The 22,919-nt window shown below is 65.9% G+C and carries 22 protein-coding genes and 1 tRNA gene; 11 read left to right on the top strand and 12 right to left on the bottom strand.

Annotated elements, in window-relative coordinates; genetic code table 11:
• Nucleotides 1–257: 257 nt before the first annotated feature.
• Together METLW4_RS0113745 and METLW4_RS0113740 are read right to left on the bottom strand one after the other, a co-directional pair.
• A complete protein-coding gene (locus tag METLW4_RS0113745; protein WP_018266792.1) occupies nucleotides 258–1,418 on the bottom strand; it encodes a CmpA/NrtA family ABC transporter substrate-binding protein in 1,161 nt (386 codons plus the stop codon).
• Nucleotides 1,415–1,987 (bottom strand): ANTAR domain-containing response regulator, encoded by a 573-nt coding sequence (locus METLW4_RS0113740; protein WP_018266791.1) that lies wholly within the window; start codon nucleotides 1,985–1,987, stop codon nucleotides 1,415–1,417. Before METLW4_RS0113740 ends, METLW4_RS0113745 begins: the two co-directional genes overlap by 4 nt.
• A gap of 620 nt (nucleotides 1,988–2,607) precedes the next feature.
• On the opposite strand from METLW4_RS0113740, the gene METLW4_RS0113735 reads away from it, so the two are divergent.
• Nucleotides 2,608–2,907 carry a DUF6156 family protein gene (locus tag METLW4_RS0113735; RefSeq protein WP_018266790.1) on the top strand — a complete coding sequence of 100 codons (300 nt, stop codon included), beginning with the start codon at nucleotides 2,608–2,610 and terminating at the stop codon, nucleotides 2,905–2,907.
• A gap of 187 nt (nucleotides 2,908–3,094) precedes the next feature.
• Here the strand turns inward: METLW4_RS0113735 and purB are convergent, their stop codons facing one another.
• The gene (purB, locus tag METLW4_RS0113730) at nucleotides 3,095–4,402 is read right to left on the bottom strand and encodes an adenylosuccinate lyase (protein WP_024878632.1); all 1,308 of its coding nucleotides are present in this window, start codon (nucleotides 4,400–4,402) and stop codon (nucleotides 3,095–3,097) included.
• A gap of 231 nt (nucleotides 4,403–4,633) precedes the next feature.
• Here purB and METLW4_RS0113725 point away from each other — a divergent pair, with 231 nt between their 5' ends.
• The 4 genes from METLW4_RS0113725 (at nucleotide 4,634) to METLW4_RS0113710 (ending at nucleotide 7,041) form a co-directional block, all read left to right on the top strand.
• Nucleotides 4,634–4,858, top strand: a complete 225-nt coding sequence (locus METLW4_RS0113725) for a DUF433 domain-containing protein (RefSeq protein ID WP_018266788.1) — start codon at nucleotides 4,634–4,636, stop codon at nucleotides 4,856–4,858.
• Nucleotides 4,858–5,187 (top strand): DUF5615 family PIN-like protein, encoded by a 330-nt coding sequence (locus METLW4_RS27055; protein WP_083919271.1) that lies wholly within the window; start codon nucleotides 4,858–4,860, stop codon nucleotides 5,185–5,187. Before METLW4_RS0113725 ends, METLW4_RS27055 begins: the two co-directional genes overlap by 1 nt.
• Before the next feature lie 144 nt (nucleotides 5,188–5,331).
• Nucleotides 5,332–6,582 carry an NAD(P)/FAD-dependent oxidoreductase gene (locus METLW4_RS0113715; RefSeq protein WP_018266786.1) on the top strand — a complete coding sequence of 417 codons (1,251 nt, stop codon included), beginning with the start codon at nucleotides 5,332–5,334 and terminating at the stop codon, nucleotides 6,580–6,582.
• A 141-nt stretch (nucleotides 6,583–6,723) separates the two neighbouring features.
• On the top strand, nucleotides 6,724–7,041 hold the full coding sequence (locus METLW4_RS0113710; protein WP_157235124.1) for a hypothetical protein: 318 nt from the start codon (nucleotides 6,724–6,726) through the stop codon (nucleotides 7,039–7,041).
• On the opposite strand, the gene METLW4_RS0113705 is transcribed toward METLW4_RS0113710, so the two are convergent.
• Complete coding sequence (locus tag METLW4_RS0113705; RefSeq protein ID WP_018266784.1) at nucleotides 7,042–7,593, bottom strand: DUF721 domain-containing protein; 552 nt, start codon at nucleotides 7,591–7,593, stop codon at nucleotides 7,042–7,044. It lies immediately after the preceding gene.
• Between the two features lie 50 nt (nucleotides 7,594–7,643).
• Between METLW4_RS0113705 and mutY the strand changes: the two genes are divergently transcribed.
• Together mutY and METLW4_RS0113695 are read left to right on the top strand one after the other, a co-directional pair.
• Nucleotides 7,644–8,756, top strand: coding sequence for an A/G-specific adenine glycosylase (gene mutY, locus METLW4_RS0113700; protein WP_018266783.1), 1,113 nt, complete (start codon nucleotides 7,644–7,646; stop codon nucleotides 8,754–8,756).
• 21 nt (nucleotides 8,757–8,777) lie between these two features.
• The gene (locus tag METLW4_RS0113695) at nucleotides 8,778–9,041 is read left to right on the top strand and encodes an Imm74 family immunity protein (protein ID WP_018266782.1); all 264 of its coding nucleotides are present in this window, start codon (nucleotides 8,778–8,780) and stop codon (nucleotides 9,039–9,041) included.
• 62 nt (nucleotides 9,042–9,103) lie between these two features.
• Here the strand turns inward: METLW4_RS0113695 and METLW4_RS0113690 are convergent.
• Nucleotides 9,104–9,177, bottom strand: a tRNA-Gln gene (locus METLW4_RS0113690).
• A 430-nt stretch (nucleotides 9,178–9,607) separates the two neighbouring features.
• Here METLW4_RS0113690 and METLW4_RS0113685 point away from each other — a divergent pair.
• Nucleotides 9,608–10,609 (top strand): Ppx/GppA phosphatase family protein, encoded by a 1,002-nt coding sequence (locus METLW4_RS0113685; RefSeq protein ID WP_245258495.1) that lies wholly within the window; start codon nucleotides 9,608–9,610, stop codon nucleotides 10,607–10,609.
• 18 nt (nucleotides 10,610–10,627) lie between these two features.
• Here the strand turns inward: METLW4_RS0113685 and METLW4_RS0113680 are convergent, their stop codons facing one another.
• From METLW4_RS0113680 to METLW4_RS24880, 3 genes are all read right to left on the bottom strand, one after another.
• A complete protein-coding gene (locus METLW4_RS0113680; protein WP_018266780.1) occupies nucleotides 10,628–12,298 on the bottom strand; it encodes a porin in 1,671 nt (556 codons plus the stop codon).
• A gap of 233 nt (nucleotides 12,299–12,531) precedes the next feature.
• Nucleotides 12,532–14,190, bottom strand: coding sequence for an OprO/OprP family phosphate-selective porin (locus METLW4_RS24885; protein ID WP_018266779.1), 1,659 nt, complete (start codon nucleotides 14,188–14,190; stop codon nucleotides 12,532–12,534).
• A gap of 225 nt (nucleotides 14,191–14,415) precedes the next feature.
• Nucleotides 14,416–16,074, bottom strand: coding sequence for an OprO/OprP family phosphate-selective porin (locus tag METLW4_RS24880; protein ID WP_018266778.1), 1,659 nt, complete (start codon nucleotides 16,072–16,074; stop codon nucleotides 14,416–14,418).
• A gap of 593 nt (nucleotides 16,075–16,667) precedes the next feature.
• Here METLW4_RS24880 and METLW4_RS24870 point away from each other — a divergent pair.
• From METLW4_RS24870 to METLW4_RS0113650, 3 genes are all read left to right on the top strand, one after another.
• Nucleotides 16,668–18,326 carry an OprO/OprP family phosphate-selective porin gene (locus tag METLW4_RS24870; RefSeq protein WP_157235122.1) on the top strand — a complete coding sequence of 553 codons (1,659 nt, stop codon included), beginning with the start codon at nucleotides 16,668–16,670 and terminating at the stop codon, nucleotides 18,324–18,326.
• 267 nt (nucleotides 18,327–18,593) lie between these two features.
• The gene (locus METLW4_RS0113655) at nucleotides 18,594–18,821 is read left to right on the top strand and encodes a DUF2093 domain-containing protein (RefSeq protein ID WP_018266775.1); all 228 of its coding nucleotides are present in this window, start codon (nucleotides 18,594–18,596) and stop codon (nucleotides 18,819–18,821) included.
• Between the two features lie 193 nt (nucleotides 18,822–19,014).
• Entirely contained in the window at nucleotides 19,015–19,434 is a 420-nt protein-coding gene (locus tag METLW4_RS0113650) for a YjdF family protein (protein WP_018266774.1), read from the top strand.
• Here METLW4_RS0113650 and lpxK read toward each other — a convergent pair.
• From lpxK to METLW4_RS0113630, 4 genes are all read right to left on the bottom strand, one after another.
• On the bottom strand, nucleotides 19,431–20,411 hold the full coding sequence (gene lpxK, locus METLW4_RS0113645) for a tetraacyldisaccharide 4'-kinase (protein WP_018266773.1): 981 nt from the start codon (nucleotides 20,409–20,411) through the stop codon (nucleotides 19,431–19,433). The two genes, METLW4_RS0113650 and lpxK, sit on opposite strands and share 4 nt — an antisense overlap.
• Before the next feature lie 21 nt (nucleotides 20,412–20,432).
• On the bottom strand, nucleotides 20,433–21,710 hold the full coding sequence (locus METLW4_RS0113640; RefSeq protein WP_018266772.1) for a 3-deoxy-D-manno-octulosonic acid transferase: 1,278 nt from the start codon (nucleotides 21,708–21,710) through the stop codon (nucleotides 20,433–20,435).
• Between the two features lie 136 nt (nucleotides 21,711–21,846).
• On the bottom strand, nucleotides 21,847–22,095 hold the full coding sequence (locus tag METLW4_RS0113635) for a DUF4170 domain-containing protein (RefSeq protein WP_018266771.1): 249 nt from the start codon (nucleotides 22,093–22,095) through the stop codon (nucleotides 21,847–21,849).
• Nucleotides 22,092–22,910 (bottom strand): 3'(2'),5'-bisphosphate nucleotidase CysQ, encoded by an 819-nt coding sequence (locus METLW4_RS0113630; protein WP_018266770.1) that lies wholly within the window; start codon nucleotides 22,908–22,910, stop codon nucleotides 22,092–22,094. The genes METLW4_RS0113635 and METLW4_RS0113630 overlap by 4 nt, the downstream gene beginning before the upstream one ends.
• Nucleotides 22,911–22,919 lie beyond the last annotated feature (9 nt).

The following is a 22,919-nucleotide window of genomic DNA, read 5'->3' as shown; positions in this document are numbered from 1 at the left end:
AAAAGCCGCTTCCCTCGGGAGAGCGCATGGCGCTCGAGCTCCCTGGGACAGCGGCGTTGCTGTTCGTCCGTCGTTGGACAAATGGAAAGATGCGCGAGGCGCATCGTCGGGAAGAATGGTGCAAGCTGCGCGCCAAAAGGCCGCGCACCCGCTATCCTTTGTAATTCAATGAATTTCGGCGGAACCGTCACGGCGAGGCGCGACGTCTGTATCGGCGCCTTGCCCAATAGGCGGGCGCCGAACCGATAAAAAACAGGCTATGGCGCGCGGCGAATGGGGAAGGCGGCGAGATAGGCGTCGAGGTCGCGCTCATCGAATTTCGGGCCGCAAAAGGCGCCGATGGCGTCGCTGGGGCGCGGCGCTGCAGGCAGAGCGGCGTCGAAGAGATCGGCGCGGAACACGGCTTTCGCCGCGTCGAGAAGCGCGGTCGAGACGGGCGCCTGTCCCCAGCGCGCCATTTGCGCATAGAGCCATGCGGCCTGAGTGGGGTCCGGCCGCTCGGCGCCTTCCCGGCCGAGCAGCAGATAGCGCGCGTTCTCGCGCGTCGCGCCATCGGGCGTGATTTTGAGCCGGCCTTGCAGCGTCCGCAAGATCACATCGGCGCCGACGCCGACGCGATCTGGCCGCGCGAGCAGCGCTGCGATCTCATGCGGATCCGCTTCGCCGATGAAACGCGCGGCGCGATGTAGAGCGCGCAGCAGAGCGGCGACGACATTCGGGTGCTCGAGCGCGAAGCTCTCGCGCATAGCCAGCGATTTTTCCGCGCAGCGCGAGAACAGCTCGACAGAAAAATGCAGAATATGTCCGACGCCGAGATCGACGGCGACCGAATTCCACGGCGCGCCGACGCAAAAGCCGTCGACATGGCCCTGCGCCAGGCTGCCGACCATATAGGGCGGCGGCAGCACGACGAGGCGCACGTCCTCATCCGGGTCGACGCCGCCGGCGGCCATCCAATAGCGCAATTGGTAGTTATGGCCGGAGAAGGGGAAGGTCATGCCGAAGGTCAGCGGCTCCGCCTGCGCGGCCTTGCGATCGGCGACGACGCGGGCGAGCGCGCGCGCCGTGGCCAGCGGATCGAGCGCATCGCCGTCGAGACGCGCCCGCATCGCCTCATGCAGCGTCGGAGAGAGCGTGATGGCGTTGCCGTTCATGGCGAGATTATAGGGCGCGACGATCGGTGTCTTCACATGGCCGACGCCGAGGCTGGAAGCGACGGCGATGGGCGCGAGAAGATGCGCGGCGTCGAACATGCCGATATTGAGCTTGTCGCGCACATTGGACCAGGAGACTTCCTGCACGAGCTCGACGTCCAGCCCTTCCTGCGTAGCGAAACCCTTGTCCACGGCGACGAAGAGCGAGGCGGCGTCCGCGAGCGGAATGAAGCCGATGCGTAAATGTTCGCGCTCCGCGGTCATTTGAACAGCTCCGAGGCGGTGATGATCGCCTGGGCGATCTCGAAAATCTTCTTCTTCTCGCGCATGGCCGTGCTGCGCATCAGCCGATAGGCGTCCTCCTCGCTGAGGTTCTTCGCCTTCATCAAGAGGCCCTTGGCGCGGTCGATCGTCTTGCGCTCCTCGATCTCCGATTTGGCGCGCGCCAATTCGTCCTGCAGGCGCGAAAAGGCGTTGAAGCGCGACACGCAGAGATCGAGAATGGATTTGATGCGCTCTTTCTTCAGCCCGTCGACGATATAGGCGGAGACGCCGGCGTCGACGGACGCCTGAATGGAGGCGGCGTCGCTCTGATCGACGAACATTGCGACGGGCCGGCGCACGGCGCGGCTCACCTGGAACATCTGCTCCAATATGTCGCGGCTCGGATTTTCGAGATCGATGAGGATGACGTCCGGGTCGATCGCATAGATGCGCGCGAGCAGGCTGCGCATCTCGCCAATGCGCTCGACATTGGTGAAGCCGGCCTCGCGCAATCCATCCTCGAGGATCGCAGCGCGCACCGGACTTTCATCGACGATGACGATTTTCAAACCGACGCCTCCGCGACGCTGCGCCGCAGGCAGGCGCTAGCGAATATGCGGACCAATTACAAATGATTTCGGCGGGAGAGGGTAGAAGAGGAGATGTCATGAGATGGCCCCGCAGCGCTGAGGCTGGCGGGGCCGCTTGTTTCGCAGAATGCGAAATCTCCGGAAAGTTCCAGATTCGGAGTGGAGGGAGGCGTCGCGCTTGGCCTTCGCGTTTCGCCGCCCGTCGGGATGTCACGAATGTCGGCGCCCGAGGAAACCTGCGCTCGATTTCTTCGCTGCGCCATCGACCTCTGCTGAGGTCAAACGGTGTGACCCGGTGGCGTCATGCTCCTCTCGCATGTATCGCTCGACTCGAGGCCTGCGTGCGTTGCCACGCCGGCCCGCCCATCGCGTTCTCATCCCTCGAGGTCCCGCTCGATCGGTTCGCACGGTTCTCGGCTCCTCGCCGTTTCCCGCGGCCCCCTGTGACGCGATGATGAAATGGTGATCTCGATTCTCGATTTCGTCAAGCGCAGAATTGGTCGCGGCGAGGCGGTTTTCTTTTTGCGCGCGGCGCGCTACGCAATGGCTCCGACGAGGCCGGCGGGAGCGCCAATGCCGGTCCGACGGGAGAGAAGCGCATGCAAGCGGACAGTGACGGTTATTACTATTTCCTTACCTATAGCGGCGTGAGCCTTCCGCTCAAATTGACGTCGCCGCTCGATCCGAACGACCTCAACAATCGCAACACATTCTTTCGCGCCCGCTATGACGCGGCCGAGCGTCTGCTTCTGTGCGAGAAGATGGTCTATGGCGAGGTGGAGCTGCGCCACGCGTATGAATATCGCGCCGAGGGCGGTCTCGCCCGCGCGCTCATTCTGATGGGCGAGGACGAGACCGAGGTGCTGTTCGACGAGAATGGCAAGCAGACGGTGGCGTGAGGGCGGCGTAGGTCGGGCGGAGCGCGCGAGCAGGAAGGCTTTTGCGGACGATCGGTTCGCCGTCATTGCGAGGAGCGTAGCGACGAAGCAATCCAGGAGCCGCCCCATGGCTCTGGATCGCTTCGCTCCGCTCGCGATGACGCGCGGCGATTGTCGGGTTTTGCGGAGCGAGCGTCCGCGAGCAGCGTCACGCCTTGCCGAACACGCGATCGAAGATCGTGTCGACATGCTTGAAGTGATAGGCGAGATCGAACAATTCATCGAGCTCCGCGGGCGAGAGCTTCGCGCTCACCTCGGCGTCGGCGCCGAGCAGCTTGCGGAACTCGCCTTCGCCGCGCCACACGGGCATGGCGTTGCGCTGCACCAGCGAATAAGCGTCCTCGCGTGAGACGCCCTTTTGCGTCAGCGCCAGCAGCACGCGCTGCGAATGCACGAGCCCGCCGAGGCGGTCGAGATTCTTCTGCATGTTCTCGGGATAGATCATGAGCTGATCGATGACGCTGGTCAGGCGCGAGAGCGCGAAGTCGAGCGTCACCGTGGCGTCGGGGCCGATATTGCGCTCGACGGAAGAGTGCGAAATGTCGCGCTCATGCCACAGCGCGACATTCTCCAGCGCCGGCGTCACCATGCCGCGCACCAGCCGCGCGAGGCCGGTGAGATTTTCGGTGAGCACGGGGTTGCGCTTATGCGGCATGGCGGAGGAGCCCTTCTGCCCGGCCGAGAAATATTCCTCCGCCTCCAGCACCTCTGTGCGCTGCAGATGGCGAATCTCGATGGCCAGCCGCTCCACTGATGACGCCACGACGCCGAGCGTCGCAAAGAAAGCGGCGTGACGGTCGCGCGGAATGACCTGCGTGGAGACGGGCTCCACCGCGAGGCCGAGCTGCTTCGCCACATGCTCCTCGACGCGCGGATCGACATTGGCGAAAGTGCCGACGGCGCCGGAAATGGCGCAGGTCGCGACCTCCTTGCGCGCGGCGACGAGCCGCTCGCGCGAGCGCGTGAATTCGGCATAGGCTTGCGCGAGCTTCAGGCCGAAGGTCGTCGGCTCGGCGTGAATGCCATGCGAGCGGCCGATGGTCGGCGTATATTTATGCTCGAGAGCGCGGCGCTTTATCGCGGCGAGCAGGCCGTCGACGTCGGCGATGAGAAGATCGGCGGCGCGCGCCAATTGCACGGCGAGACATGTGTCGAGCACGTCGGAGCTGGTCATGCCCTGATGCACGAAGCGCGAATCCGGCCCGATGAACTCGCCGAGATGGGTGAGGAAGGCGATGACGTCATGCTTGGTCACGCGCTCGATCTCGTCGATGCGGGCGACGTCGAAAGTGACGAAATCGGCCTTGTCCCAGATCGCCTTGGCGCTCTCCTTGGGGATCACGCCGATTTCGGCGAGCGCGTCGCAGGCATAGGCCTCGATCTCGAACCAGATGCGAAAGCGCGTCTGCGGCTCCCAAATCTTGGTCATCTCGGGGCGGGAATAGCGAGGGATCATGGGCTCGGGCGTCCTTTGGAAAAGTCTTCGTGCGGCCGGTTCGGCGGGAAGACGATCGTTTAGGCCCTTCCGCGAGCGGAGTGAAGGGGGCGGGGCCGGCTCCGCTTCCAGTCTTCGTGGTGAACATATCCTAAAGATAGCAAGGCGCGGTGCAGGGCTGGCGTTCCGGGCGAAGGCCCGGGTGACCCCGAGCGCGCCTCGCGATATATTGAAAGGGAACCGGAGGTCGAAATGAGCCAGCTCGAGCGTATCACTGTCGATCCGCAGCAATGCGGCGGACGCCCTTGTATCCGCTCGCTGCGCATTCGCGTCAAAGACGTTCTGGACCTTCTCGCGGCCGGGGCCTCGAATGAGGAGATTCTCGAGGATTATCCGCTGCTCGAGGCGGCGGATATCGTTGCCGTCCTCGAATTTGCCGCGCGCCAGAGCGATCATCCGATCCTGCGCGTCGCCTGATGCGCTTTCTCGTCGATGCGCAGCTGCCGCCGGCGCTTGCGCGCTGGCTCTCCGCGGCGGGACATGAGGCGGAGCATGTCGGGGATGTCGGTCTCGGAGACGCCAGCGACAGTTCGATCTGGAGCTATGCCCTTGCGGCCGGCGCCGTTGTTATCTCCAAAGACGAGGATTTTGCGCAGCGGAAAGCGCTCGAGAGTGGCGGCCCGCCAATCGTCTGGGTGCGCGTTCCGAACACGCGGAAGCGCGAGCTTCTGGCCTGGTTCGAAACGATGCTTCCCGACATCTTGGCGGCGCTGGAGCGAGGCGAAAGCCTCATCGAGGTAATTTGAGCCCGCTTCGCCGGCCGGACCGTTGGAATTCGAGACGCCCTCTCTGGCCGAAATATTGCTGCGGATGAACCAACGCCAGCGCTGGCGTTCGCCCGCTCGGGCCGCCATATCTCGGTTTCAGAATGTGTTCGCCCGGAGGACCTTATGCAGCAGACCGCCGATGTCGCCGTGCTGGGCGCGGGAATGGTCGGAGTCTCGGCCGCCCTGCATCTGCAGGCGCGGGGGCGCGATGTCGTCCTCGTCGATCGGCATGGCGCGGCCGGATTGGAGACGAGCTTCGGCAACGCCGGGCTCATCGAGCGCGCCTCCGTCTTTCCCTATCTCTTCCCGCGCGATCTCGGCGATCTCCTGCGCTATGCGCTCAATCTCTCGCCGCAGGCGCATTATCATGTCTCGGCCCTGCCCAGCGTCGCGCCCTGGCTGTGGCGCTATTTTCGCGAGAGCGCGCCGGAGCGCGCCAAACGTCACGCTCTGGACGCGCTGCCTTTGGTCGAGCGCTGCCTCGAGGAGCATGACGCGCTGATCCAGCTCTCGGGCGCCGGCGACATCGTCCGCCGCACCGGCTGGATCAAGCTCTATCGCAGCGACAAGAGCCTCGCCAAAGGGCTCGTCGACGCCGCCCGGCTGCGCGACTTTTCACTTCGCGTCGAGGAGCTGGACGCCGCCGGCCTCTCGGCGCTGGAGCCCGACATAGCGCCCGTTGTCGGCGCCGTGCATTTTCGCGACACCGCCTCGGTCGCCGATCCTTGCGCGGTGGCGCAGGCCTATGCGGAGCTGTTCCAGCGTCGCGGCGGGCGCTTTCTCGCCGGCGACGTTCGCGCTCTCGCGCAGACGCGCGACGGACATTGGAGCGTGCCCACGCATGACGGCGCGCTGATCGTCCGCGATGTCGTCGTCGCGCTCGGCCCCTGGTCCGACCAGATTTTCCGCCCGCTCGGCTATGATCTGCCCTTCGCGGTCAAGCGCGGCTATCACATGCATTACGGAACCAAGGAGGGCGCGCGGCTTTTCCATCCCGTTCTCGACGCCGACAATGGTTATGTGCTGGCGCCGATGACGCGCGGCGTGCGCCTCACCACCGGCGCGGAATTCGCTCGCCGCGACGCCGCGCCGACGCCCGTGCAGGTGGGAAAGGACGAAGCGCTCGCGCGCACGCTGTTCCCGCTCGGTGAGCGGCTGGACCCCAAGCCCTGGATGGGCTGCCGCCCCTGCTTCCCGGACATGCTGCCGATCATCGGCAAGGCGCCGCGCCATCAGGGCCTCTGGTTCGATTTCGGCCATCAGCATCACGGCTTCACGCTCGGCCCGGTGAGCGGCAGGCTGCTCGCCGAGATGATGACCGGAGAGGCGCCCTTCACCGATCCGGCGCCCTATGCGGTCGAGCGATTTCGATAATCCACAACGGAATTTTTTCGCCGAATGAGCGACCATGGCGCGCAGTGATTCGCCTCGGCGTCGATGATCTATTTCCGGCTGTCCTTTTTTGAATGCGTGCGCGTCCCCTGACGGCGAGCCGATTTTTCATTGGAGACGAATATGAAGCTCTCTTACATTCTCGGCGCGGCGCTCGCGCTTTTTCTTCTGGCGCCCGCGGCGGCCGTCGAGGTCGCCGTCATCTACGAAGGCTTTCCGGGCTATGCCGGCTGCAAGGAGCGCGCGGATATGCAGCGCGTCGTCGATCTCGCCGAGCAATATGATCTCGAGGCGGCGCGCGAGATCATCCGCCGCGGCCTGAAGAGCAAGGATTGCCGCGTGCTCGGCGGCGACATCATCGTCGAGGCAGTTCCGCCCTTCAGCCGGCTGGTGAAGGTGCATATGCGCGGCGATCCCGACGCTTATTGGATCATCCAATAATCAGCGGGTCGGCTTGGCCAGCGCGCGCTCGCCCAGCGCCACCAGCGCGGCCCGCAGCCTCTCGTCGGCGACGCCTTCGGTCACGGCTTCCGCCTGCCGGCGCGCTGCGAGATCGACCGGCGGCTTCGTCGGCCGGACGCGACGGGGGGCGAGCGGCTCCTGCTTCATCGTGATCTTGGCGACGCAGCGCCAGCCGAGATGCGTGTTCACGCGTTCGATGATGGCGGCGCTCATATGCTGAATGTCGAGGCCGAAGCCCGGCTCGACGTGCAGCGCCAGAATCGCTGGCTCGTCTGTCTTCTCGGCCGCGCGGCTTTTGGCGCCGGCTTGGTTTTCGTCGGCCGCGCGCTTTTTGGCGCGCGGCGGCCATTGCAGCTTCACCGGCTCGCAAATGGCGGCGACGCGCGCGCCGACGATCGCCTCCCAGCGCAGCAGCAGCGAGCTTTCGCTGAAGCCCTGGCGCGCGGCGAGAGGATCGAGCGTCTTGTCGACGAATTCGCCGAGGAGGCGCGATCGCCGCATTTTCGAGCGTCCGGCCGCCGCGTCGGTCATGTTCTCTCCTTGCGCGATCGGCTCTGATCTCGGTAAGGACAGGTTAGCCCATGCCGAGAGCCCCCGCCAAGTCGTCGGCCGCGAGGTCGTCCACAAAATCGCCGCCGCGGCCCGATCCGCGCGCGCTGCTCTCCGATTTGCTCTCCTGGTATGACCGCCGCCGCCGCGATCTGCCCTGGCGCGCCGCGCCCGGCGAGCGGGCCGACCCTTACGCCGTCTGGCTGTCGGAGATCATGCTGCAGCAAACGACGGTGGAGGCGGTCAAGCCCTATTTCCTCGGCTTTCTCACTCGTTGGCCGAGCGTCGAGGCGCTCGCCGCCGCGCCGCTGGAGGAGGTGATGAAAGCCTGGGCCGGCCTCGGCTATTACGCCCGCGCCCGCAATCTCCACGCTTGCGCGCAGCAGGTGGCTTTCGAGCGCGGCGGCGTCTTCCCGCGGGAGGAGGGGGATCTTCTCTCTCTGCCCGGCGTCGGCCCCTATACGGCGGCGGCGGTGGCGGCCATCGCATTCGACGCGCCTTGCGTCGCCGTCGACGGCAATGTCGAGCGCGTCGTCGCTCGGCTCTTCGCCATCGACCGCCCGATCCGCGAGGCCAAGCGCGAATTGCGCGAGACGGCGCAGACGCTGCTTCCCGCCGCGCGCTCCGGCGATTTCACGCAAGCCTTGATGGATCTCGGCGCGACGGTCTGCACGCCGCGCGGGCCGCGCTGCGATCTCTGCCCTTTCGCGTCCGGCTGCGAGGCGGCGCGGCGCGGCGAGACCGAGCGCTTCCCGGTAAAGGCGCAAAAGCTCGAGAAGCCGCTGCGGCGCGGCGCGGCCTTCGTCCTCACCTGCGGCGGCGCGGCCCTGCTGCGCACGCGGCCGCCGCGCGGCCTGCTCGGCGGCATGAGCGAATTTCCCTCGACGCCTTTTCGCGTCGATTTCGACCCCTCCCGCGCCCAAGCCCATGCGCCCGCCGCGGCGCGCTGGCGCGCGCTGCCAGGGGAGGTCGAGCATGTGTTCACGCATTTTTCGCTGCGGCTGACCATATTCGCCGCGACGCTTCCGGCGCCGCCGCCCCATATCGAGAACGGCCGCTGGACGCCTCTGGCGCGCCTTTCCGAGGAAGGGCTGCCGACCTTGATGCGAAAAGTGGCGGTGCGGGCCGGTTTGATCGTAGAGTGAGCTGAAGCGGGAGCATCTTGCATGGCGCGGCGCAAATCGATCCAGATCGAGATGACGGAAGGCGCGATTCGCGTCCTCTCCGGCGGCCATGTGCTGACCATCGCCAATAGCGCGCCGCCCCCGGACGCCGAGGAGGACACGGATTTCTTCATCCGCCTCGACGACATCGACCATTGGGACGCGCCCGACCAGGAAATCCCCATCGACATCGTCGAGCTGCAGTCGATTCTCGAAGCGATAGAAGAAGAGCTCGAGCGCCACGGGCTGAGCGTGACCTTCGAGTGAGGAGGCGCGAGGCTGGCGGGGAGAGCTCGGCCGCGAGCTTTCGGCGAAAGCTCGGACGTAAATGGCTGGGGGACCTGGATTCGAACCAAGATTAACGGAGTCAGAGTCCGCTGTTCTACCGTTGAACTATCCCCCAACGGTCGCGCGGCGAAGCGGCGCGTCGCGGTGATCTAAAGAGAGGATGCGCCTCTGTCAACATGATCGGCGCGGTTTGATCGGCGCGGTTCGTGGCGCGACCTTTGCTGGTTTTCACAACGGCCTCGCTCGCGCCCGCCGGCGCGGCCCGTAAACGCGCTCCTTGGCATTCGCGCCGGCCTTGCTACACTTCCCGCGATCGGCCATGAGAGTTCGTCGAGACGGGGATCGGCGGCGCGGCGGCGCGAAGGAAAAAAGGCCGATCGGGAGGCGGGTTGAAAAAGCCGGAACATTGGGGCGGGGGCCTGGGCGGAGGCGAGGCGCCGCGCGCTGGAGCGGGGGCGCGCGCATCCGTGGACGGCGCGGGCGATCCTGTTCGCCCATCCGACCCCCTTTGCGCTGCGGACGTCTCCGCGCGGAGCGCTCGCTTTCTGGGCGAGCGGCGCGACGATCATGTCTATGCGGCGCTCGATCTCGGCACCAATAATTGCCGGCTGCTGATCGCCCGGCCGGAGCAGCGCTCCCGGCGCAAGACGGACATGCTGCGCATCGTCGACGCCTTCTCGCGCATCGTGCGGCTCGGCGAGGGCATGGGCTCCTCGAGCCGCATCTGCGAGCAGGCGATCGAGCGCACGCTGGAGGCGCTGGACGTCTGCCGCGAGAAAATGAGCGCCCGCGGCGTCTCCCGCGCCCGACTGATCGCCACCCAGGCCTGCCGCGCGGCCGACAATGGCGCGGAATTCGTCGAGCGCGTGCGCGAGCGCACCGGCCTGCTGCTCGAGGTCATCGATCGCGAGACCGAGGCCCGCCTCGCCGCGCGCGGCTGCGGCTCGCTCGCGGATCCGCGCGCGGAGAGCATTCTGCTCTTCGACATCGGCGGCGGCTCCACCGAGCTGGTGTGGCTGACGCGCGACGCGCAGGGCGGCGAATTGCGCCATTGGACCTCGCTCGAGCTCGGCGTCGTCTCGCTGGCGGAGCGATTCGGCGGCAAGAGCGTGACGCCGGACATTTATGAGGCGATGACGGCGCGCGCGCTCGAGGGGCTCGCCGCCTTCGCCGAGCGCACGGCGGCGGAGCGGCGCTGCGAGCGCTTTCATCTGCTCGGCACCTCCGGCACGGTGACGACGCTCGCCGGTGTGCATCTCGGCCTCGAGCGCTATGATCGCTGGCGCGTCGACGGGCTCTGGCTCTCGGACGAGGACGCCACGCGCGCCATCGATTCGCTGCGCGCCATGGATTTCGACCAGCGCGCCGCCAATGGCTGCATCGGCCCGCAGCGCGCCGATCTCGTGCTCGCCGGCTGCGCGATCTTTGAGGCGATACGCCGCGTCTTCCCGGCGGCCCGCACCCGCATCGCCGATCGCGGCCTGCGCGAGGGCATGCTGCTCGAGATGATGGAGGCGGACGGCGTCTTCACGCCGCGCGCGGGTTGAGGCGACGCCCCAAGCGGGTCAGAAGGAGCGTTGGAGGCGCAGGCGGCCTTCCACAGTGGCGTTGGCGCCCTTCCATGACGGCAGGCCGACCGACCACAGCGCTATGTCCGGCGCGAGCCCCACCGGCCGGCTGTGATGATTGTCGCGCAGATACATCAGCTCGCCGCCGAGGTCGAAATTCTTGATCGGCGTCCAGACGAGATTGGAGCCGACGCGATATTCGGTCGTGTTCACGGCGCCGACGCCGCCGCCGAAATCGGCGATGGCGCTCGGGCTGTAATAGAGCTCCATCAGCGAGCCGTAGACGCCGGAGGAGAGCGTCGGCGTCCAATAATGCTTGAAGGCGGCCAGCCCCACCCAGCCGATCGATTTGTCGCAATGGGCGGCGGCGGTCCATATGCAGTCGAAGCTCAGAAACTCCCAGCCATTGCTGGCTTTCACGCCGCCATTGCCATAGCCGTAGAAGGCGTTGCCGTTCACGGGGCCGCCGTTGAAGCTGAGATTATTGCCCATCAGATAGCCGACGGCGCCGCGGGCGTAGGTTCCCTGCACCCATAATTTGTCGCCCTCGGAAAAAATATCGGGGGCGAATTTGTCGAGATTGAACTGCCAGCCGAGCTGAAACGCATAGCCGTAATCGTCCTGCGAAACGACGGGGATGGCGGTGCCGAGCGGCAGGCCGGTGACGGGCGTCGCCACTGTGGCGTTGCGCGTGTAGGTGGATGTGCGCAGCTGATGCGCCGCGCCGGACAGCTGCACGGCGCCCCAGGGCTGGTCGATGCGGAAGGCGCCGACGATCTCTGGAATTTGCACGCCGTCCGGCACGCCGGTGAAGCGTGTTCCCCAGGCCGCCGCGGCGGCGTCCGCTGCCGCGCCCGAGAGGCCGTAGACCGCCGCCACATAATTGAAGGCGCCGATGGTCGAGCCGACGAAGCCGCGCCGCGAGACATTGTCCTCGAGAGAAAAGCTCAGAGAGACGCCGTCGCGGAAGCTATAGGTATAGGCCAGCGCGCCGACGGTGGCGTTGGAGCCGCGCAGCGCCTCCCAATCGATATTGTCCGTGTAGAAATCGAAGAAGGATTGCACGCGGCCGGCGGTAATGCCGCCAAATTGCACAAAGGCCTTGTTGAGGATCGTCGTCTCGCGCGCCGTCGTGCGGAATACATTGCCATTGGAGTAATTGGCCGCGCCGAAATATTGCGAGCCGCTGATCGAGCCGGTCGCCGCGCTGCTGTCCGAGCCGAATTGCGATTCGAGCCGCACGAAGGCGCGCATCGTGCCGTAGTCGGTCGGCGCGCGCGCGTCCATCTCCACCCGGCCGAGGCCGACGAAGCCGGAATTGTCGCCGCTGCGCGGATTGGAATAGCCCAGGATGGGAACATGTCCCGGAATGCCGAGCGGATTCGAGTTGATGCTGGGGCCGAAGGCGAAAGGATTGTCGGTCGCGATGATGCTGCGCGACATTCGATAGGAGGTGCTCCAAGAGCGCCATTCGGCGACGACGGCGCCGCCGATGCGCAGGCAGGTGTTGTTGCCGGGGATATAGAAGAAGGCCGCGCCATATTGGTCGCAGATGCGGACATATTCGACGGGCGCGGCCTGCCGTTTCGGAAGCTCTTCGGCGCGCCCCGCAGCGACGCTTTGCGCGACTGTCGCGATGACAATAGAAATACGGAAAATATTGGACATATTTGAGATCCGCCGCAGCAAAAAGGAATCGAATTACGTATTTACGCTTAAGTAAATAGGCCGATTACCTACGCTGCGCCGAATCGACGACGCAAAGTTCTTAATTTGATATTATGTTTTCTACGGGATGCAAACGTCCGCCGCCGCGTCGCATCGCCCAAAAAAAACGGCCGCCCGAAGGGGCGGCCGCGTGAATTGGAGCGTAATATAAGACGCCTCGATCGAAGCGCCCCTCACCAGTAGATTTGCGCCCGGGCGAGGAAGAGGCTCGGATGCTCGCCATTGAGATAGGGGCGGTCGGAGGGCGCGACCAGCGTCAGCGTCTTGGTCCAATTGGCCTGGAAGCGCACGCCCTTCACCGGATACCAGTTCAGCGCGAGGGAGAAATTGTCCTGGCGTCCGCCCAGCGTCGCCGTGCTGGCCAGGGCCTTCTGCGCGGCGTTGCCGGCCACGGTCGCCGCATAGACGAAGTTGCCGTCGACGAGACCGCCATTGTTGAGATTGATCTCGCTGTAGCGCGCCGCCAGCTCGAAGGCGCCATAGCCGCCCTTGTTCAGCGGGTTCTTGATCTGAACCTCGCCGAAGCTGCCCGGCGTGTTGAAGTCCTTGTCGTAGCCCTTGTAGGAGGCCGCGCGGGACTCGCCGGTCAGGAACAGGGAGCCGAGAACGTAATAGCCGCTATAGCGCAGGCTGGTTCCGCCGCCATTGCCGAAGATGAGGGCGTTGGTGAAGTCGCGCTCATATTGGGCGGCGATATATTCCGCCTGCAGTGAGACCGGGCCATAGGCGGCGGCGGCCTCGAAGCCGTAGTTGTAGGAGTATTTCAGGCAGCTCGAGCGACGGGCGAAGGGAGCGATGAGCTGGCCCGCTCCGGTGGTCGTGATGTTGAGGCTGGCCGCCGAGGCGCCGCAGGAGAGATCCTGCGCCGCGGAGACGCGGGTGAGCGCGCCGCCGCCGCCGAGCACGTCGGTCTCCTCGCGCTCGGGCGATTGGCCGGGGCGCAGATTGGCGGCGTCGGTCGCCGCGGTGGTGTTGTTCGGCTTGTGATATTTGAAGGAGCCGCCGAGATGGAGCAGCTTGTCCTCCTCGGTGATCGGCGCATAGACGCCGCGCACGGCCGCATCCCAATATTGCGCCTCCCCCGTGGGCGGCGCGGTCGCCGTGTCCTGCGGGCTGGTCGAGAATATGCCGGCCTTGACGCTCCACTGCTTGTCGCCGACGCCGACCGCCGCGCCGGTATGGCGGCTCGGCGAGAGGACGGAAGGCAGAGAGCGCTCGATGAAGGTGAAATATTTCGACGATTCGGTCGCTTCCAGGCTGAAGGGCTCGCGGAAATTGCCGATCTGGAAGGTGACGGGCTGCGAGCTGATCTCCGAGGGGAGCAGCTTGTCGCGATAGGCGACATAGAAATCGCGAATGCCGGCGACGCCGGCGCCGGTGAAGTCGTACTGGACCTTGTAGAACCAGTTTTTGAACGCCTTGCCCTCGATCTCGAGGCGGGCGCGGCGGAAGCCGACATTGGAGCGGGAGATGGTGTCGGCCGAGGAGGCGAAGCCGCCGTCGATCTGCAGATGTCCGCCGACCTTGAAATTGAAGTCCTGATCCTCGGTCTCGACGAAGAGGCCGTTGCGGAAGGAGACGAAGACCGGCGGCGGGGCGTTGGTGGGCGCGGCCTTGGCGGAATTCAGCGCATTCTTGACCTGCGCATTGTCCTTGGCCTGCTGCGAGACCTTGGCCTCGAGCCGCTTGAGCTCCGCCTTCAGCGCCTTGATCTCGCTCGCCGTATCCGCCAGCGCCGAGGCCGGAACGCCCAGCAGCCCGCAAAATGCGACAAGGGCGACTCCGCCCGAGAGGCGCGCGGTCGAGCCGCCGATATCGCCGTGTTTCTTCATGTTCGTCCCCATATGAACGGATCAGTAAAATTCCTTAACCATGGACTATAGGGATTGACTAGAGATGTGGAGCCGAGCCGGGCCGCCGCGGCGGCGTTTCCGCCGCCTCTGTTGCGGAAATGTCACGTTATAAATATTGGTTTCATAACGAAAAAGGCCGCCCCGAAGGGCGGCCTTTCGTGATTCGATCGTCTCGCTGAGCCTTGCGAAGGCCGGAGCTTTCGCTCACCAGAAGACCTGGGCGCGGGCGAGGAAGGTGCTCGGGTGCTGGCCGTTGAGATAGGGCTTGTCGGACGGAGCGACGAGCGTCATGGCGCGCGTCCAATTGGCCTGGAAGCGGACGCCCCTCACCGGATACCAATTGAGCGCCAGAGTGAGGTTCTCCTCGCGGCCGCCGAGCGTCGCCGTGCTCGCCAGCGCCTTGTCGGCGGCGCCGCCGGCCACCGCCGCCCAATAGGCGTAGGGACCGCTGACGAGACCGCCATTGTTGAGGTTGAGCTCGCTGTAGCGCGCGGCGAATTCCCAGGCGCCGAGGCCGCCCTTGCTGAGCGGATTGAGGATCACGATGTCGCTGAAGGTGCCGGGCGTGTTCCAGTCCTTGTCATAGCCCCTATAAGAGGCCGCGCGGGACTCGCCGGTCAGGAAGACCGAGCCCTGGACATAATAGCCGCTGTAATTGAGGCTCGATCCGCCATTGTTGCCGAGCGCCAAGGCCGTTCCCGCATCACGCTCGTAATGAGCGCCGGAATATTCGCCTTGGACCGAGAACGGCCCATAAGAGGCCGCCACTTCGAAGTTATAGTTGAAGCTGTATTTCAGGCAGCTGTTCTGCAGATAGCCGGGAGTCCACAGCAGGGCGACGCCGGCCGCCGATTTGTAGACCGGGCTGCAGGTCAGCGCCTGAGCCGAGGGGACGACGACATAGCGATTGTTGAGAATGTCGGTCTCGTCGCGCGAGCCGGTGCCCGGCAGCAGATTGTTCGGGTCCTGGGCGGCGGTCGAGTCGTTCGGCCTGTGGAACATGAACGAGCCGCCGAAATGCAGCAGCTTGTCCTCCTCGACGATCGGCGCATAGGTGGCGCGCGTCGTCAGGTCCCAATATTGATGGCCGGTGACGGCGGGAGCCTGCGCGGAGTCCTGGCCGAAGCTGGTCGAGAACACGCCCGCCTGCACGCTCCAATTCTTGTCGCCGAGGCCGACCTTGGCGCCGACATGGCGATCCGGGGCCAGAGCGCCGGGAAGCGCACGCTCGATGAAGGTGATGTGCTTGGAGGAGGTCACCGTCTCCATGCTGAACGGCTCGTACTGGCTACCGACCTGGAAGGTGACCGGCTGCTTGGTGATGGACTCCGGCAGCAGCGTGTCGCGATAGGCGACGAACGCGTCGCGAATGCCGGTCACGCCGGTGCCGGTGAAGTCGTATTGGAACTTGTAAAACCAGTTCTTATACGCCTTGCCTTCGACCTCGAGGCGAGCGCGGCGGAAGCCGACGTTGCTGCGGGCGCCGGAGGCGGAGGGATAGCTGGTGAAGCCGCCGTCGGCCTGAATGCGGCCGCCAATCTTGAAGTCGAAGCTCTTGTCCTCGGTCTCGACATAGAGGCCGTTCTTGAAGCTGACGAACACCGGCGGCGGAGCATTGCCGCCCGGCGCGGCCTTGGCCGAGTTCAGCGCGTTCTTGACCTGATGGGTCGTCTTGGCCTGCTCGTCGAGCTTGTGCTCGAGCCGCTTCAGCTCGGCCTTGAGCGCCTTGATCTCGCTCGCCGTGTCGGCGTGAGCCGCCGCGGGCGCGCCGAACGCGCCGAGGGCGAGGACCGCTACGCCTCCCAGCAGCTTCGAAGGCGTCGCGCCCTTCGCGATCGTCTGAACGTTCGGTACCTGTCTCATGTCAGCCTCTGCCTTGAATTGCTTACCGCTACGGCACGGCTAGAGGCGTTGTGTGACACATTCATCACAAAAGGCGGCGGCGGCGGATTGTGACATCGGTTTCCACTTAAGGTGTTGCCCAAATGCCACGTCGCCGTGGCCGAGGGAGCGCGGCCGCCGCCGGATCGCCTTCGATCCCTCTAGGCGTCTGGTCCGAGCCGCTCGCCGCCGCGCGCCGCAATCGCAATATGGTCGAGCCTCATAGCGACGCCGCATAGCGATTGTGTCGAATCGGCAACACGTACGTGAAAATCCTTAAGAGAAGCCGATTCCGGCCTTGCGCGAACGGCCGATCGAAATGTAAGACAATTACATGTGATGTATCCAAAGAACATTTCGCCGTTAGAAGCTCATCATGCGGGCGCATCTGGCGATAATTTGGGCATCATCCGATGTTTAGTAGGCAAAAGGTGCAATCGTCGCGCGCCTTGCATGTGTTCTTCGGGCCGGGGAGATCTGTCGTCGACGCGAGATATTCATTCGACCGAATGCAAATCTCGTCCGGCGAGCGGACGTCCGAGGCGCCACGCAATCGCCGAGCGCAGGGGGCTGAGATGAGAGAACAGACTATCGGGTCGAAAATGGCGCAGCGGCTCTCGGGCGGCGTCGCGCTCGCCGCCTTCTGCGGGATGGTGGGCGCTCCGGCGTCGGCGCTGGCGGACACGGCGAGCGAGATCAAGGCGCTGAAGGAGCAGATCAAGCGCCTCGAGGCTCGGGTGACCGAGCAGGCCAAGACCAACGCCCAGGTCAAGAATGCGCTGAATTCCGCCAAGACCCAGCCGGGCCTCGTCGCGCCGCCGCCGGTGTTCGTCAGCTTCCGCAACGGCCTCTTCGTCGAGACCGAGGACAAGGCGTTCAGCTTCAAGCTCGGCGGCCGCATGCAGATCGACGGCGGCTTCGCCAGCTCGGCCGACACCATGTCGCGCAGCAATGTGGGCTTCCGCCGCGCGCAGATCTGGCTCGAGGGCAAGGCCTATAAGGACTGGTTCTACCGGTTCCAGTATGATTTCACCAACTCCGGCGTGACCGGCATTCGCGACGCCTATATCGGCTATCGCGCCAAGCTGCTGCCGGAAGAGATCTCCAAGCAGCCCGTCACCTTCCAGGTCGGCAATTTCTTCGAGCCGTTCAGCATGGAGACGAACAGCTCGACGAGCAACATCACCTTCCTCGAGCGCGCGCTGCCGACGGTGCTGGCGCCGAGCCGCCATACGGGCGCGGCCGTCACCATCGGCGACAAGCTGTGGACGGTGAAGACCGGCATTTTCTCCACCTCGCCGCAGGATACAGCGGTCGCTCCGCCCACTGGCGGCGCGCAATATTGGGACGCGGCGGTGCGCGCCACCTATGCGCCCATTCAGGAAGAGGACAAGCTGCTGCATCTCGGCTCGTCCTTCCGTTATCACAAGCCGGAGAACACGACGGCCGCCACCGATTCCGCCTTCCTCCGGCCGGGCGCCGGCACGGAGCGCGAGGAGGCGGATGTGCTGGGCGGCAGCGGCACCTGGACGCGCGTGTCCGCGGCGCAGGATTTGACTTGCGCGGCCTCGGGCAGCCTGGCGACGAACGCGACCGGCCTCGGTCTCCTGTCCGCGCCTTTCGTCCTGAAGAACGGCTGCTTGAAATACGCTTATAGCTACGGCTTCGAGGCCGCCGCCAGCTACGGCCCGGTCTCGCTGCAAGGCGAATATATCGCCACGCGTTACGAGCGCGATCCGCTCAACGCTCTCCTGCTCGGCAATGGCGGCGGCTCGAGCCTCCAATACAGCGGCTATTATGTCCAAGGTTCGTGGTTCCTGACCGGAGAATCGCGCGCCGCCGTCTATGGCAGCTACGACAAGAACTTTTTCACGCCCGGCACTTTCGGCCCGATCCAGATCAAGGATCCCGTCAACAAGGGCGGCTGGGGCGCCTGGGAGCTCGCCGCGCGCTACAGCGAGATCAATCTCAACAATGGCGGCCTCGTCGATGGCAATTTCGTCTATGCGGCGACGGCGGCGGGCACGGCGGCTCAAAAAGCGCTCGCCAGCACGGCGACGCTCGGCGGTCGCCAGGACAATCTGACGATCGGCTTGAACTGGTATCCGGTCAACGGCTTCCGCTTGCAGGCCAATTGGACGAAGGCGCTGACGCTGGTTGCGCCCTCCGACCGTCCCTATCTCAACGGAGAGCATCCGAGCTTGTTCCTCGCCCGCGCCAACGTCTTCTGGTGAGAGCGCGTCGAAACAACATCGAATCGATCTTCATGGCCGCCCCTTTGGGGCGGCCATTCGTGTTTTGGGGCGATTTCCTTTCAAATGGCGCTCATCCGAGCCGGCTTCTGGCGCGGGCGCGGGTTTTTTGGCGAGCGCTGGCGCAAGCTTTGCCGCCCAAATGCGATTCGGCCTTGCCAATCGCGTCTCTCCTATTGAAAATTCGGCATGACCTCGTTTATTTCGTCAGTGCGCCGCTTAACCGAGCGGGCGAGACGCAGGATCCGCATGAACCGGTTCGAACGACAGCCGCAGGCCGCGGTCGAGGCCGAGGTCGAATATCGCGACGGCGACTTCCGCGTTCGCCGTCCAGGCGCCTTCGTGCGCTGCGCCGTGACCGGCGAGCCCATACTGCTGGAAGAGCTCCGCTATTGGAACGTCGACCTGCAAGAGGCCTATTCGAGCACCGACGCCAAGCTCATCCGCATCGGCGTGAGCTTCCCGAAGAAGCCTTAGAGCACGCTCGACGTTCTGCGCGCTCTCCCGCGAAAAACCGATGACATGAATTCCAAACCGCGGTAATATTTGCCGGTCGGAAAAAGGCGGCCCGGTGAGGTGAGTCCGGGCGCCCTGTGAGAGCAGGGCTCTGTCACGTCGCCTATCGGCGTGACCCTCGGCGCATGAGAAAGTGCGTCTGTAGGGTCGGATAATGCTCACCAGAACAATCACATCCATATTTTTCGACGGCCAGTTTTGGGTCGCCGAGATCGAGCGGCGCAGCGAGGACGGCCTCGAGACGGCGCGCCATTGCTTCGGCGCCGAGCCGAGCAATGCCGAATTGCTCTATTGGGTCGATCGCGAGCTACCTCGCCTGCAGTTCCACCCTTGTGGGGGTGCGCCGGAGGCGCCTGGCGCCGAAAAGCCGAATCCCAAGCGCGCGAGGCGCCTCGCCGCGCTCGAGGCGGCGACGATCGGTTTCGGCTCAAAGGCGCGGGAGGCGATGCGAGTCGCTCTGGAACAACGCAAGAAACAGAGGCGCGCCGAGGCGGCTACGCGGCGCGAGGAGGAGCGTGAGCGCCGTTGGAATCGGCGTCGGAGCAGAGCGAAGGCGCGTCGCGGCGACCGTTAATCCGTAATGGAGCGGCGAAGGAGCGCGCGCATGTCTTCTTCCTCTGCGAAGCGGAGGTCGATCGGTAGAACGTCCACGCGCGCGGCCATGTCGGGCGAAAGACGCGCCGCGTCTTTTTCCGTCGTGACCAGCGTCGCGCGAAGACGCGCGGCTTCGCGCTCGAGCGCCGCCATCTCGCGCGCCGTGAAGGCATGATGATCGGCGAAGCTTTTTCGGCCGACGATCTCGAGCCCCAAAGCCTCCAGAGTCGCGAAAAACTTCTGCGGCCGCGCGATGCCCGCAAAGGCGAGCGCGCGCTGCGGAAGGCGCGCGGGGAGGGGCGCGACGCCGGCGCGCAGAACGGGCTTTCCCGCCGCTCTCGCATGTGCGGCGACCGCTTCTCCCGCCGCGCCTTCGCCGATCAGCACGAGCGCATCCACAGCGGCGAGCTGGCCGGGCAAGGGCGCGCGCAGCGGGCCGGCGGGCGGGCATAGGCCATTGCCGGCGGCATAGGCGCCGTCGACGACCATCAATGCGAGATCGGGCTCGAGCCGCCGGCTCTGCAAGCCATCGTCCAGCACCAGCGCCGTCGCGCCGAGAGCGCGTGCGAGCCGCGCGCCGGCCGCGCGGTCGGCGCCGACGATGGTCGGAGCGCAGCGTGCCAGCAGCAGCGCTTCATCGCCCGTCTCGCGCACGGAATGAATGCTCGGATCGATGAGAAAAGGCGCGCGCCGCGCAGTGCGGCGGCCATATCCGCGGGTGAGGAAGAAGGGCCGCTCGCCCATTTCCGTGAGCAGAGCGGCGATGGCGAGCGCGGCCGGCGTCTTGCCGTCGCCGCCGAGCGTCGGGCCGCCGATCACGATCGTCGGAAGATCGGCGCGCGCGCCCCTCCGTCTCATGCGCGCTGAAACGGCCGCGCCGTAGAGCGCGCCGAACGGCGCCAGAGCCCGCGCCAGCGGCGAGGCCGGCGCGCGTCGCCAGAAGTCAGGCGCGCGCATTGGCGATGCGGCGCCGCGGGCTCATTTCTGCTCCAGCGCCGATTGCGCGAGATAAGGCTCGATCGCCGCCATAATGCTCTGCGAGGCGCCGCCGAGCTTTCGCACCACCTCGGCGCCGGCGCGGCCCATCGCGCGCATGCGAGAGGGGTCGGACAGCAGAAATTGCAGCGCGCGCGCCAGCGATTCCGCGTCGCTCACGCGGGCGGCGGCGCGGGCGGCGGCCAGCTCGCCATAAATATCGGCGAAATTCTCGACATGCGGCCCGTGCAGGATCGCGCAGCCGAGCTTGGCCGGCTCTATCGGATTATGCCCGCCCTCCGCCGTCAGCGATTTTCCCGTGAACACGACGCTGACGGCGCGCAGGAACAGGCCGAGCTCGCCCACTGTGTCGGCGACATAGATCTGCACGCCGCGGCGCGGCTCGCCGTCGCGCGAGCGCAGGCCCACAGCGAGGCCTTTGGCGCTGGCGAGAGCGGCGATCTCGGCGCCGCGCTCGGGCTTGCGCGGCACGATGATGGTCAGCAGCGACGGGACTTCGCCGGAAAGCGAGAGATGCGCGTCGATCGCGATCTCCTCCTCGCCCGCATGGGTGGAGATCGCCGCCCAGACGGGACGCGGGCCGATGGCGCCGTTGAATTCGGCGAGCCGGCCGGCGCCGACGGGCGGCGGCGGCACATCGAATTTCAGATTGCCGCACACGCGCACGCGCGGCGCGCCGAGGCCCAGATAGCGCGCGGCGCTCTCGGCGTTTTGCGCGAGGCAGAGATCGATCTCGCCGAACAAGGTTCGCGCGCCGCCGGGCAGGCGCCGCCAGCGCGCGGCGGAGCGGCGCGAGATGGTGGCGTTGACGAGCACGAGCGGCAGTCGCCGCGCATGGATGGCGCGGATCATATTGGGCCACAGCTCCGACTCGGCGAAGAGCACGATGTCGGGACGCCAATGCTCGAGAAAGCGCTCGACGAATTGCGGCGCGTCCAGCGGCAGAAACTGATGCACGGCGCCGGCCGGCAGCCGCGCCCGCAGCACTTTGGCGGAGGAGACCGTGCCCGTGGTGACGAGAACCTCGACGCCGCGCTGAATGAAGCGCTCCACCAGCGGCAAAAGAGCGAGGCTCTCGCCGAGGCTCGCGCCATGCAGCCAAACGAGCCGTCCGGCGGGACGCTCGAGGCTCGGCGCGCCCATGCGCTCGCCGAGCCGCGCGGGATCTTCCTTGCCTTGTCTCGCGCGCCAGCCGAGCGCCACGCCGGCGAGTGGCGCCAAACCGATGGTCAGCAACCGATAAATCGTCAAGACCGGCATCGACGCCCCGGTGAACTCGCCAATAATGCGACGGCCGAGCTCTCGCCGCGCCGTATTCGAATGAAAGGGCCGATCGCGACGCCCCGGCCCAGCGGGGCCGTCGGGCGCGCCGTCGATCGGCCGCGCGGAAGGAGACTCAATTCGTCTCGGGATCGAGGAGGCTGTGCAGCTGCACGACGAAATAGCGCATATGGGCGTTGTCGACGGTGGCGTGCGCCTTCGCCTTCCAGGCGGCGAGCGCGGAGGCGTTGTCCGAATAAATGCCGACGATGTCGAGCTTCGTCGGGTCGCGGAAGGCGACGCCCTGGAGGTCGATCAGCTCGCCTCCGAAAACGAGATGAAGCGCCTGTGGCGCGCCGCCGTTCAGTGTCGTCGTTTCGCTCATATCACGCCCTTGGAAACGGCTCGCGCCAGCGCGAGACTCTCGGGAAAGATCGATTGCGGCGCCGCCACCAGCATATCGCGCCGCAGCTGCGGACGATTATAGCGCAAGGGAAGCCCCTCGAGCTCGGACAAGACGCCGCCCGCCTCGGTGAGTATCACATCGGCCGCGGCAATGTCCCAGTCTTTCGAATCCGCGGAAGCGATGGTGAGATCATTGCGGCCGGAGGCGACGTCGGCGACGCGCAGAGCCAGCGACGGCGTGCGGTCCTGAACCGCGAATTTATATTCGGAGCCGGCGAAGCGCGCCGCCAGGCCGCGCGGCGCCTCCAGCCGCGCGCCCGCCAGAACGGCGAGCGTGGCGACGCGGATCGGCGCGCCATTCAGCGCCGCGCCATGGCCGGCGGCGGCGGCGAATGTCCATTCCAGCGCCGGCGCGTGAATGACGCCGAGCTTGGGCCGCCCTTGGTCGATCAGCGCGATGGAGACCGCCCAGCGCCTGTCTCCGCGCAGAAAAGCCTGGGTTCCGTCGATCGGATCGACGACCAGCAGCCGGGGGCGAAGCAGCCGCTCCTTATTGTCGGCCGTCTCCTCGGAGAGCCAGCCGGCGTCCGGGAACAGCGCCATCGCCGCCTCCTGCAGGAAGCGGTCGACCGCCATGTCCGCCTCGGTCACGGGCGAGCCGCCGTCCTTATAGGAGACGGCCGCGCTGGTCTTCTCGCCCGGGCGGAAGAAGCCCATGGCGATCTCGCCCGCTCGCCGCGCGACGGCCTCGAGCTGCGGCAGCTGAGCCGCGAAGTCGGTTGCATTGTCGGCCATTGCTATAGT

This window comes from Methylosinus sp. LW4, from assembly GCF_000379125.1.
Lineage (GTDB): Bacteria > Pseudomonadota > Alphaproteobacteria > Rhizobiales > Beijerinckiaceae > Methylosinus.
Note: the sequence above shows the minus strand (reverse complement) of the source record. Positions and strands in the feature narration are given on the sequence as shown.